Origin of the sequence: Streptomyces sp. GESEQ-35, from assembly GCF_017948485.1 — a bacterium.
GTDB lineage: Bacteria > Actinomycetota > Actinomycetes > Streptomycetales > Streptomycetaceae > Streptomyces.
The window spans coordinates 287873-299478 of record NZ_JAFFSX010000012.1 but is presented as its reverse complement, the minus strand read 5'-3'; the positions used below and the strand labels follow the sequence as shown (position 1 = coordinate 299478).

General features: G+C 64.9%; 9 protein-coding genes, 1 tRNA gene and 2 pseudogenes. 8 read left to right on the top strand and 4 right to left on the bottom strand.

Features of this window, described 5'->3' with window-relative positions:
- Positions 1–153: 153 nt before the first annotated feature.
- Entirely contained in the window at positions 154–708 is a 555-nt protein-coding gene (locus KCH87_RS24625) for a GNAT family N-acetyltransferase (RefSeq protein ID WP_210588390.1), read from the top strand.
- A 287-nt stretch (positions 709–995) separates the two neighbouring features.
- Here the strand turns inward: KCH87_RS24625 and KCH87_RS24620 are convergent, their stop codons facing one another.
- Positions 996–1094, bottom strand: coding sequence for a transposase (locus tag KCH87_RS24620; RefSeq protein WP_210588389.1), 99 nt, complete (start codon positions 1092–1094; stop codon positions 996–998).
- Positions 1095–1175: 81 nt separating this feature from the next.
- Between KCH87_RS24620 and KCH87_RS24615 the strand changes: the two genes are divergently transcribed.
- The 7 genes and pseudogenes from KCH87_RS24615 (at position 1176) to KCH87_RS24585 (ending at position 9066) form a co-directional block, all read left to right on the top strand.
- Positions 1176–1493 carry a trypco2 family protein gene (locus KCH87_RS24615; RefSeq protein ID WP_308298900.1) on the top strand — a complete coding sequence of 106 codons (318 nt, stop codon included), beginning with the start codon at positions 1176–1178 and terminating at the stop codon, positions 1491–1493.
- 116 nt (positions 1494–1609) lie between these two features.
- Positions 1610–5659, top strand: a complete 4050-nt coding sequence (locus KCH87_RS24610; protein ID WP_210588387.1) for a trypsin-like peptidase domain-containing protein — start codon at positions 1610–1612, stop codon at positions 5657–5659.
- A 35-nt stretch (positions 5660–5694) separates the two neighbouring features.
- Positions 5695–6201: pseudogene (locus KCH87_RS50780) on the top strand (transposase).
- 174 nt (positions 6202–6375) lie between these two features.
- Positions 6376–6851: pseudogene (locus KCH87_RS24600) on the top strand (winged helix-turn-helix domain-containing protein).
- Entirely contained in the window at positions 6848–7384 is a 537-nt protein-coding gene (locus tag KCH87_RS24595; protein WP_247196691.1) for a transposase, read from the top strand. The pseudogene KCH87_RS24600 and the gene KCH87_RS24595 overlap by 4 nt, the downstream one beginning before the upstream one ends.
- Before the next feature lie 532 nt (positions 7385–7916).
- Positions 7917–8768 (top strand): hypothetical protein, encoded by an 852-nt coding sequence (locus tag KCH87_RS24590; protein ID WP_210588386.1) that lies wholly within the window; start codon positions 7917–7919, stop codon positions 8766–8768.
- Positions 8769–8928: 160 nt separating this feature from the next.
- On the top strand, positions 8929–9066 hold the full coding sequence (locus KCH87_RS24585; protein ID WP_210588385.1) for a DUF6233 domain-containing protein: 138 nt from the start codon (positions 8929–8931) through the stop codon (positions 9064–9066).
- A gap of 89 nt (positions 9067–9155) precedes the next feature.
- Here KCH87_RS24585 and KCH87_RS24580 read toward each other — a convergent pair whose 3' ends face one another.
- The 3 genes from KCH87_RS24580 to KCH87_RS24570 all read right to left on the bottom strand — a co-directional run bounded on the left by KCH87_RS24580 (position 9156) and on the right by KCH87_RS24570 (position 11404).
- Complete coding sequence (locus tag KCH87_RS24580) at positions 9156–9299, bottom strand: hypothetical protein (protein WP_210588410.1); 144 nt, start codon at positions 9297–9299, stop codon at positions 9156–9158.
- A 292-nt stretch (positions 9300–9591) separates the two neighbouring features.
- Positions 9592–11244 carry a tyrosine-type recombinase/integrase gene (locus KCH87_RS24575; protein WP_210588384.1) on the bottom strand — a complete coding sequence of 551 codons (1653 nt, stop codon included), beginning with the start codon at positions 11242–11244 and terminating at the stop codon, positions 9592–9594.
- Positions 11245–11331: 87 nt separating this feature from the next.
- A tRNA-Arg gene (locus tag KCH87_RS24570) sits at positions 11332–11404 on the bottom strand.
- Positions 11405–11606 lie beyond the last annotated feature (202 nt).

Here is an 11606-nt window from a genome sequence, read left to right as displayed (position 1 = left end):
CCCTTCCAGCGCGCTCATGCCGAACCAACGAGCCACCAACCAGAAAGCCACGAGTTAATGATCTGCACGCCCTAAGTGCTGTTTGGGGTTCGGACCTAGGGGGAGTTAAGGGTTTCCCGTTCGGTTGGTTTGACCACTTGTTAGCGTGCGCGGATGGAAGATCTGGGACCCGTGGCTTGGCCGCCTGAGCCGATCAGGACCGAGAGGCTCGTGCTCCGTGAACCCGAGACCTGGGACCGTGCGGCGTTCATCGAGCTGCTGACGTCGCCAGAGGTGCACACCTACCTCGGCGGCCCCCGCACGCGTGACGAGCTTGAGCGCGAGATGCCCGAGGTGCCCGAGGTGCCCGAGGTGCCCGAGCGGTGGCCCGGGAGCTTCGTCGTTGATCTCGACGGGTCGATGATCGGCCAGATCCTGCTCAGGAGAGACACGGGACACCTTCGTCAGGCTGCCGGGAAGGCCGATCTCGGTTACCTGTTCCTGCCGCGGGCGTGGGGATTCGGGTACGCCGCCGAGGCGTGCGCGGCGGCACTCGGCTGGCTCGCCGGCGCGCTTCCCGGCGAGCCGGTGGTACTCGCCACCCAGACCGCCAACGTCGGCTCGATGCGTCTCGCGGCGAAGCTGGGGTTCACTGAGGTAGAGCGGTTCGAGGCCTGGGGCGCCGAGCAGTGGCTCGGCATGTGGTCCCCGGTCACGCCGTCCAATTGAGTGTGCGACGGAACCACCGAGGAGTACCCGCCTATCCACCCGAGAGCGGCCTGCAACCGCGACTTGCCCACGCATGTCGGGCGTCACGTCTTAGCGTCCGTCTTCAAAACGGATCTTGCCCAGAGCAGGAATGACGCGAGACTGACTGCTATCCCGCTTTTCGGCCGGTGGCGGCGGCATGCTGGTGCACGCGGACGATGGTGGAGTCGAACTGGACCAGGCGGTCGATGTCGCCGGCCGCGTCCGCACGGGCTGGATCTGCTGCAGTGCTTGGGTGAACGCGCCGTTCAGGCGTAGCGCCGGAAGCGGGTGTAGACCGTCTTCCACGGCCCGTAGCGTTCTGGCAGGTCGCGCCAGGAGATTCTGGTCCGGATCTTGTAGACCATCCCGTTGTCCGTCTTCGACGTGCGCGGGTTTCACGCCCGCAGGGAGCGAGCAGGATCAGTCATCGAGCGCAACCGAACCGTGTGAGACGGGGGGAAACTGTGGCGAAAGGTCACGAGTCCGTTCGGTTAGCTGAGTGGATCCAGGCGCTGCGGGAGGAGGTGCAGGCAGCTCAGGAGTCTGCCGCGAATCAGCCGATGTTCGTCATGGGCCCGCTCGAGCTGGAGATCGACCTGTGCACGACGAGAGAGGTAACCGGCCGGGCCGGCCTCCGCTTCTGGGTCGTGGACGGCGGGACCGAGGGTATGCGGGGCGCGTCGGCAACACAGCGGGTACGTGTCACCCTGACGCCCCTGCAGAGCACGCTGGTGAAGTCCGTCGGAGACGAAGAAGCGCTCTGACCGGCAGCAGCCGCTGTGCTGCCGGAGATCGCACAGGCTGAGCGGTGAGCCGGAGCTGCTCCGGCCATATGGCGTGGGGGGCGGTCGGCATCGAGACATACCCAGCACAACACGTCGTGGCCATCGACGCTTTGAGTCCCGACGGCTCGCGCACCGTCGGGACGGGTGCACTCATCGCCGACGGCATCATTCTCACGGCACGCCACGTGGTGAACGCTGCCGTCGCCATCGACGTGCGGTTCGGCCTTGTGGCCGGCAGCCCGCGCGTCGCAGCACAGATCCGCTGGTGCGGTCAAGGCCCGCTCACAGACATCGCCGTGCTCGGCCTGTGCGGAGCCACGCCGGATGCCCTGCTGCCCGTGCCTCTGGTCATGCCGGGCAGAGTCGCACGCGATCCCAGGCAGTCCTACCGCCTGCCCTGCACCGCCCTGGGATACCCCGACCACGCCCGGCAACGGATGGAGGCAACAGGACAGCTCTACCTCAACTCCTTCGAGGTGCAGGCCCAGATACCGCTCGCCACAGCCTGGCGGGATGGCGCCCTGCACTTGGGCGTCGATGCGACCACGGGGAGCTCTGGTCCCTGGAACGGCATGTCCGGCGCCCCCGTCTTTGCACATGGTTTTCTCGTCGCCGTCGTGACACGCACGGCGCAACCCGGCGCCAGCTCCCACCTTCAGGCCGTGCCTCTCTCTGTGGCGACCGGCCACGACGCCCCCACACTGGGCGGCCCGCCTACGTTTGACGAGCCCCAGGAAAACAGCAGCAGGCTGCGCCGCTTGCTCGCGGAAGCGCAGCTGATGCTTCCCGACGCGGACGATCTCGCCGCACCACTGCCCTTCGTCCACCGCGAGTCCCTGTACACGGAGGTGGTCAGGCGGCTGGCCGACAGCACCGGCCCGGTCAGACAGCGGGACGAGGAACTGCGCGAGCTCATGCGCTGGTGCCGCTCAGGTGGCAGGCGCGCGGTGTGGTCCGGCGAGTCCTGGGTCGGGAAGACCACGCTCGCCTCGTCGTTCGCCGCCTCTCCACCGCCCGACTTGGATGTCGTGTCCTTCTTTTGCTCCCGAACCGGATCCCGTCAGCAGGCGGAATTTTGGTGGGCTGTGTCCGATCAACTCGCTGCCTTGCTCGACATGGCCCTCCCGCAGGGCCCTCACGGTCTGACCTTCGCCGCCCTGTGGACGCAGGCTGCGGGGCGCGCGCAGCGGCTGGAGAGAGATCTGGTGCTCCTGGTCGACGGGCTGGACGAACTGGCGGAGCAGCAGGAGTTGTTGGTGCACCTGCCGGACGGTTTCCTTCCGCGCACACACGTGGTGATCTTCAGTCGTTCGGTGCCGGAGCCTTCGGCATGGGGAGCGAACGAAGCCGCATGTGATGTGTACAAGCTGGTCGCAAACGCGGTCTCGGCCGCATCCCGGCAGCGGGCCGAGGCGGAGCTTTCTTACGTGTTGGCCGACCCCGCTTCCGCGATCTATGGATTGCTCTCGCTCATCGCGCTCCTGGGCCCTCTCACAGTGGCGGATCTGGAGTCCCTCACCGAGCAGGCCGGGTCGGAGCGCGTCCTCACCCGGCACCGGATCACGCACCTGTTGACGGACGTCGCCGTCCGTTCGATCGCGCGGCGCGAGGGCGAGCCGACGGACGCCGCCTATGTCTTCACGCATGCCACGCTCAAAGACACTTTCACGGCGGAGATGTTCGAGTCGGTGCGGTCGTACTGGCAGGACGTCATCACGCGCTGTGCCGGCCACTGGGCCGCCGCTGAGTGGCCCGACGAGACTCCTCAGTGGATCACCGACGAGTACACGGCGTACCTGGAGAGCACAGGAGAGACCGCGGCATGGGGCCAACTGCTCGACTCCGATCGCTGGGCCGCTCTGCTGCTGCGTCGCACCGGAGCCGACCTCCGGCTTCGCCTGGACAGTGAACGCCACCTACGGGCTTTGAGCCGGGAGCCCAACCCGCCCCTCAAAGCCATCGTGGACCGCGGCGACCGGTTGGAAAGTCTCAGGCGCCCGGCTCTGGGGCTGCCGGCCTCCATGGCGGTGGCCTGGGCGGACGCCGGATTCCCCGAGCGCGCTGAGCGCATCGCTCGAGAACAGCCGCCAACTTCGCTGCGTTCCTGGCTGTTTCGCCGTCTGGGGCTGGCTGCGCACGAGTACTCCCAGCATCCTGACGCACTGCGGCTGCTGGACCTCGCTGTCGAAGACGCCACACACCATCCCGACGATGACACACGGCTCCTGAACAGTGCTCTGGCCGACCTCGCCCGGACCGTGGGAGGTGAGGGTCTGAGGTGGGCCGTGCTGCAGCAACTCCGGGTGGATGAGGAGGACGTCCGGACAGTGGCTTCCGGCAGCTTGCCCGACGGCACAACGATCCCGAGCTTCTATGCAGATCTCCTCTTCGGCTCCAGAGTACGACCTCGGCAACGGCTGTGGTCTTACGCTCGAGAAGCCGCTGACCGGGGAGAACTTTTTGCTCTGCCGGGCATGATCTACGCCCTGGACATGGAAGAAGCCCTGGGCATCGCCAACATCGAGAGCGAAGCGCAACTCGATGCCTTGTCGGGCATCGCTAAGACTGCTGCCGGAAAGCATCCACAACATCCATCCCTGGTAGCGGTACTGGAGGCGGCCGAGGACCGGTGCGTCGAAGTCCTCAAGGCCCATCGGGCCGGTGCCTGGTGCGAGTCAGAGGAAGCGATCTCCGGGCTGGCCGACGTGGTCACCGTCCTAGTCAGACGAGGGGAGTGGGACAGCAACGGGTTCATGCTGGCCGAGAGTGGTGCTCAGGCCGTCGTCGAACGGGAAGCGGCAGGCGCCCGGCTGTCCGCCTGCGCTCTGGGCGCTGCCAGGGCAGGTCAACCGGACCTGGCGCAGCGGCTGCTGCAACAAGCGGGACAAGGAGTGTCGACGGTCATCGCACGGCAAGCACTTGTGCGCCACTGGGCCAAAGAGCCGGACGTATGGCCCCAGGCCATCGCCGTCATGAACACCATGAACTACGGCCGACATGAGGAGGCCGAGACCGTGGCAGCCTGCCTGCGGACCGGCCTCGACAGCGGCATGGACGACCAAGCCTTGCAACTGCTTGTCGACTACATCGAGAAACGCGGCCCTGACGAAGGCGCCGACACCATGCACGCCGCGCGCGTCACGGGCTTCATCATCATGGCTGTACGCGGTTGTGTCCGCGTCGATCGCGACCGCAGCGCCCGCCTGCTCGCGGACAGCCTGCTGCATGCGGACGCACGTGCCTTCGCCTGGATCGCCTATGCGGAGGAGTGCGCCCGTCAGCGGCTGGTGCCGCTGGCCATGGAAGGTATGGACCGCGCCCAACGCCTGTGCAGCGACCCGGAGATGTCGCGCAAGCAGCATCTGCGGGCGCTGTGCGATCTGTTGAGTACTTCGTTGCGCATCAATGATGAGGCACGCGCTTCATGGCTGTTGCAGTCGATCGAGGATCTGGCCCGCACCGGGCGCCGCGTGCCCGTGCGCCTGCTGACGTTCCTCGTCCGTGTTCATCGCAAGCGGGCAGGCGGTTCGTTGCGGGCCGGCGAACTGTTGCGAGAGCTTGAGACTGCCTCGGCGAACGAACCGGACCAGGAGCGCCAGGCCCTGGGGCAACTCCTCATCGCCACGCTGCACGCGGAGACCGACGATCTGCAGGCCGCCGCGGAATCGGCGAACGGTCCAGACAGCCCCGTATGGGCCTGGGCGACCTCCTACCAGCCGGAGGTGTACAAACTCCTTCGCGTCACCGTCCGCAAGGACAGAGAGCTTGCGGGGGCTTTGTACAGCCGTTTCGCCAAGCAGGTGGCGGATGAGGAACGTAGGGGGAAATTGTGGTGGGCGAGGCAGCACTGGGAGCGGGAGCGACAGGGGCGCGTCCTTGATCTTGCCGGAGAGCTTGGTCTGTGGGGCGAGGGTGTTGAATTCATCGAACGGTTTTCGGACGACAGACGTGCTCAGTGTCTCGGCCAGTTGGCGGCCGCAGCCGTCGACGGTGCGCCGGAGAGAGTCCCGTCGCTCCTGGCGAAGGGCTTCGGCTACGGGGTGGCCCCATCCCTCCTCGCCGCCGCTGGGCGCGCCGACATCTCAGTGACGGGGACGTGCTTCGTGGCTTTCATCGAGCGGATGACGCACGCAACGCGGCACTGAGTGCTGGCGGCCCTGTCTTCAAAGATCATGGTGGGGTGATACGGCGTCATGAACTCACCGACGTGGAGTCGGAGTTACTCACTCCGCTGATACCGCGGGCCGTCGCTTGCCGGCCTCGTGGGTCGGACCGGCAGGTCGTCAACGGGATGGTCTACAAGATCCGGACCAGGATCTCCCGGCGCGACCTGCCGGAACGCTACGGGCCGTGGAAGACGGTCTACACCCGCTTCCGGCGCTACGCCTGAACGGCGTGCTCACCCAAGCACTGCAGCAGATCCAGCCCGTGCGGACGCGGCCGGCGACAGCCTTGCACACACTCCCGGAGAAGAGCGACCAGCAGCGACATCGCCACAACCGGGGCCGTCGCGGTGGCCGGCCTCCAGCGTTCGACCGGCAGATCTACCGCCGGCGCAATCGTCGAGCGCTGCGTCAACCGGCTCAAAGGCTCCCGCGGCATCGCCACCAGGTACGACAAGACCGCCACCTCCTACGAAGCAGCGGTCAGTCTCGCGTCGTTCCTGCTCTGGGCAAGATCCCTTTGAAGACGGACCCTAGGGCGCACGGCCATGTCGACGCACGCGGCCTACTGAGCCTGAACTCGGGTTGTCGTAGCCGCTGACAGGCCTTGATCCTCGCGGTACGCGGTACGCGGTACGCGGTACGCGCAGGGCGGCGGACTGTCGGACGAACGCCGGCAGTTCCGCGAGGGCATTCGCATGATGGCCGCCGAACGGTTCGCTGCTGGTGAGCCGAGTTCGGCGATCGCGAAGGAGTTACGGGTCAGCGTCCGGTCCATTCAGCGGTGGCGTCGGTTGTGGGACAAGGGCGGTCTGCGGGCCCTGCGGTCTGCGGGATCTGCTTCTCTGCCCCGGTTGAGCGAGGCCCAGTTCGCCCAGCTGGAGCGGGAGTTGGCGAAGGGGCCGGTCGCACTCGGCTGGTCGGATCAGCGTGGACGCTCTCCCGGGTCAAGACCGTGATCGGCCGTCGCTTCCACAAGAGCTACACCGTGCAGGGGGTGCGCAAGCTGCTGATCCGGCACGGTTTCTCCTGCCAGGTGCCGGCCAGAAGGGCCGTCGAACGCGACGAGGAGCAGGTCACCGGCTGGGTAAAGGAGACCTGGCCGCAGGTGGAAGGACCGCGGCGGCGCTCGACGCGTGGATCGTCTTCGAGGACGAGTCCGGCTTCTCGATGACGCCGCCGATTGCCCGCACGTGGGCCAGGCGCGGGAAGACGCCCGTGATCCGGGTCCGGGGCCGCTCCCGCCGCCGCATCTCGATCGCCGCACTGACCTGCTACAAGCCGGGCGAACGCTCCCGCCTGATTTACCGGCCCCGCAGAGACGACGGCTGGCGCGACGGACGCAAGAGCTTCGCCGGGACCGACTACCGCGACCTGCTGATCGTCGCCCACGCCCAGCTCGGCAGCCCGATCGTGCTCGTCTGGGACAATCTCAACGTCCATCTCGCTTACGGCATGCGGCAGTTCATCGCTCGACAGGACTGGCTGACCGTCTACCAGCTGCCCTCCTACGCGCCCGATCTCAACCCGGTAGAGGGCATCTGGTCGCTGCTGCGTCGAGGCTGGCTGTCCAACACCGCCTTCACCACCCCCGAGCACCTCATCCAGACCATCCGGCAGGGGATGAGGAAGATCCAGTACCGCCCGCACCTCATCGACGGATGCCTCGCCGGAACCGGACTATCCTTCACCCCAACGACTTCATGAGTTCAAGCTCAGTAATACTTCAGATCAGAATCTCGGGTGTCGGAAGCGGTACCTTCAGTCGGGAGGGTAGACGCTCATTCTGCCTAGTGAGATCCTCGACAGTATGGATCCTCTGGCACCGCTTAAGATCGCTGAAAGGGTTTTCGATCTAGATATCAGGAATCCGGGGCCACGATGGTCCAGTAATGTCAGAACGGTATGCACGGATGATCGGCTCACTGATCTTTCTCAACAGCTAGCGAATCACTATGCCGTCTCCGGTGGGGAATCAGCCTACGAGCCCAGTAGTCTTATCCCTCACCTCTTTCGCTCTCGTTATCAGTGGCCACCACCGGATGATTTTGTTCAGCCGCCCAGTCCCGTGGATCCAGGCACGCTAAGGCATGCGCTCTTGTACGCGCACGGAATCGAGATGGTGGACCCGCTACCTGGATCCGTGCGTTGGGCGCGAGGCAGCGGCGGGGCAGGGAGCTCGGTAGTTCTAAAGGCCCTCGACTTTTGGTCGAAATTCTACCCGCTCGTGGAGTCCCAGGTGATCCACCTCGTGGATAAGTCAAATCATTTCAACGTACCTCACTTTCCCTTCAGGGAGTTCGCGGAGAAGGAGGCCTTCCGTCGCGACATGATGGCCTTTTTTGAAGGTGATCCTTGGGTTGGTGAATATCTTGGGCAGATCCCGAGCGATCCAGTGGGGGAAAAATTCGACTTCGACCAGCTATTGCTCTTTGCTTTCGGAGGTGAGACTGCAGAGGTCGCAGATGATCTGTTAGAAGCGTTGATGATGCGACGCTTTGGCAATGCTTCACTCTGGTTTCCAAGCGTTCGCCATTTCGACCTGCTTGGAATATTTGTAAAGAACGGTCTAGAGATTCGCATGGCGGAGGGTCTTTTGAGGCCGGTGAGTGATCTGGTGGCGCTTGACGTACCGGGGATCGGGGGACTTTCCGTTGCTGACATTGTGGCCATTAGGCTAAACAGTGAGGTATTTGAGTCATGGCGCAAGGAAATCCAAATGACCTTTTCAATTCTCGACTCTCTGCCTGATGGCGTCAATCGAGAAGCGAAGCTAAGGGAGATCAAGGCGCTTCTTGAATCTGCTGCCGAGCGAGTGAAGGCAGAGTTGGAGACAGCGGAAAGCAGAGGAACCGCGGGCCATGTCAAGAAGATCGGGTTGGGGACGTTTGCGGGTGCGGCTGCGGGCGCTACGACTGCTGAACTGATGAGCGGTGGTGACTTGCTGCTACGGATTATCGTCGGGGCGTCTAGTGGGGCAACTACAGCGATTGTTAACGTGTTTGGGGATTTGTTGGGGGACCGGGGCGAGAGGAGAAACAGAAAGCAAGCACTTGACGCCGCAACTGCTCACGCGATGATCTTTTCCTAGTTGCCTCCCCATCGGCTCCGAGCGCGATCAACCTACGAGGCCCGTCTCACCGCAGCATCCGATGCGGACTCACTTTCACTCGCCGCGCCCCATGCCCGGACGCGAGATCTGGTGGCGCGACATTTAGGCCTACCCACCGGTACCGGAGTGGCTGATCGAGTTGGGGCTCAACCGGCACGCCGCGCCGGTGTACGTGCACGTCGAGGAGTGCTGGAACGCGGGCAAGCGCAGCCGGGGCATCAGCCGGGACCAGGCCCGGCGCGCCAAGCTGGTAGCCCAGGTGAACAAGGACCTGTAGACCCTCAATGTCAGGCACTGCCTCGCCGGAGAGTAGACCGGATCTTCGCAGTTGAGGGCGCGGGGGTGCTGGCGGGTAGGCGTCGAGGTCTACCACACCCGAAAGACCTCGACATGCTCCACGCTATCTTCGCCGCGCCCTGTCTGACCACGTTCTGCCGTCTCGATGAACTCGGTCTGGAAGCCGTCAAGCAACGCCTTGAGCCGGATCAGGCGGTGATCGAGTGCTGGCACCCAGCTGCGTTCATCCCAAGGGCAAGCAATTTTTATGGCCCCCTCGCGATGTCCAGTATTTATTAGACGGTTTATTGTCGTAAAGGTGTCTACTGTTGACAGTGTATCGACTGTGACCAGGTCACACCAAATAGTCACAGCTGCCTTCAGGGCCTCCAGCATTAGCTAGGCGATCAGCAGCAATGAAGCGGTAGGTGGGATTTCTTTGCCTCGTTAGCGATTCGGCTACCTCGTCTGCTGCCGATATTCCTAAGGCACGCGGCCTCGACGCGGGCAGGGGAGAGCTCGGGGCCTATGCGGCATCGGCGGTCTTCTCCTGGGGCTGGCGGACGACGGCTCGGCGGCCCCGGCTGACCTCGATCAGGCCGTCCATCTTCAGCTGGGTGAAGGCCCGGTGTGCGGTACCGACCGAGACACTGTGGGCCTGTGCGATGTCGCCGACCGTGGGTACGTCCTCGCCGGGGAGCATCGTGCCGTCCTTGATGGCGTCAGCGAGTTCTTTTGCGATCACTTCCCAGGGAGCGAGTTCGCGGGGCGGGGCGGCTTCGGCCCTGATGGTTTTGCCGATGTGACCCACGGCCGCGTCCGGGCGGGCCTGGACGGCTGCTTCGCACTGGCCGCACAGGGCCTCAGCGCCATCCTCGGTGACCACGAGCAACGCCCACAGCGATTCGTTGCCGCACTCGCAGAGGAGGCGGAGCCCGTTGATGACGGTCGTTACCGGCTGCTCGGCGAGTAGCCCTTCCGGCACCGGCAACTGCTTGGCGAAGGCGGTGACGGCCTGGCGGTCGGAGGTGGCCAGGAAGGCCGCGTAGTACTTGAGCGTGGTCGCTCCGCCGCCGCCGTGCCCGACGCGGCCGGCGACCGTTCGTACGTCGGCACCGGCGCCCAGGAGCTCGGTCACGTTGTACGCACGCAGGTCCTTCAGACGGTGGGTGTGGATCTTCAGTTTCTGTGCGAGGCGCCGGTATCGCTGGCTGACGCTCGACGGCACGAGCGGGGCGGAACTGTCGGCTTCGCCGGAGAACACGAAGGCGTCACGAGAGAGTTCGCCGCCGAGCGCCTTGCAGCGTTTCTCGGCGCGAGCTCGGTGGGCGGCCAGGACGGAACGCGTGATCACATCGATGGCCTGCTTGCGGCGCTGATGGGTCTTGGTGTCCTTGATTCTGCGACCGTTGTTGGAGTGCTTCACGAAGAGTTCGAGGCGGTCGAGGCTGATGTCCGACCAGCGCAGAGCGCACATCTCGCCGCGGCGTGAGCCGGTGACCATCGTCATGAACAGGAAGGTTCCCCAGTCCAAGTCCCGCTGCCAGGCGGTGTTCAGAGCCAGGACCGCTTCGTCGGGAGTGGGCGGGTCGGGGTTCGGCTTCGGCTGGGATGGCGGTTCGGCGAGGGCCGCCACGTTCGTCGTCACATAGCCCCAGCGCAGGCCGCGGTTGAGCGCCGGGCGCAGGATGAAGTGAATCTTGCGGACGGAGTTCGCGGAGAGCGGCTCGCAGACGTGCTTCTGCTTCGTCTTGGGGTCGCTCTTGCCGTTGCGCCGGCCTTCGCACTGCTCCTGGCACTGCCGGAGACTGGCATAGAACAGCTCCAGCATCTCGGCGGTCAGCTTGCCCGCCTTGAGGTCGCCGAACGTGGGCTTGAGGTAGTTGCGGATGATGCCTTCGGCCCGCTCGTACGACGGCTCATCGAGTTCGGCGACGCCCAGCCACCGGTCGAGCAGGAACGACATGGTCACCTGCGTCTTGGGGTGGCGGTTCTCGTCCACCTGGTGGAGGAGCTTCGTGCGGGCCTTCTCGGCCTCGACCTCCGTGTCGGCCTGCTCGTGGAGGTAGATGTCCTTCTTCGTGAGCGGGTCACGCCCGGCGTAGACCCGGACCTGGAAGCCGGCTCCGTTGGGGCGGATGCTGCCGCGTTGACGTCGCGTGTTCTTGGTGTTCGCCATGGTTCTGGAACCTATTCATGGTTAATGCCATGGCTACGACGAACAGCGCGCCTACCCCGGAGAGGTAAACGCGCTGGTCAGACGCTGTGCCCCCGGCAGGATTCGAACCTGCGACACCCGCTTTAGGAGAGCGGTGCTCTATCCCCTGAGCTACGAAGGCCGGGGCTTGTGGCGAACCTTGGAGAAAATCCAGGGAGTGGATCTTCGGCGAGGATCACAAGCCCGCTGGTCAGGCATGGTGCTACGTCCTCCGCAGAGTCACCTGGGCGGACAACGCGGCGTACCGATGACTGACCAGGGACAGCGTAGCGGATGCGTACCGGCGGAGGTCGTCGGTATGGGGAGCGGGCGGGCAGCGTGGT

What these genes read in the sequence shown, in the direction of transcription:
- KCH87_RS24625 (WP_210588390.1), top strand. Translation starts at nt 154, where the DNA reads ATGGAAGATCTGGGACCCGTGGCTTGGCCGCCTGAGCCGATCAGGACC.
- KCH87_RS24620 (WP_210588389.1), bottom strand. Translation starts at nt 1,094, where the DNA reads ATGGTCTACAAGATCCGGACCAGAATCTCCTGGCGCGACCTGCCAGAA.
- KCH87_RS24595 (WP_247196691.1), top strand. Translation starts at nt 6,848, where the DNA reads ATGACGCCGCCGATTGCCCGCACGTGGGCCAGGCGCGGGAAGACGCCC.
- KCH87_RS24575 (WP_210588384.1), bottom strand. Translation starts at nt 11,244, where the DNA reads ATGGCGAACACCAAGAACACGCGACGTCAACGCGGCAGCATCCGCCCC.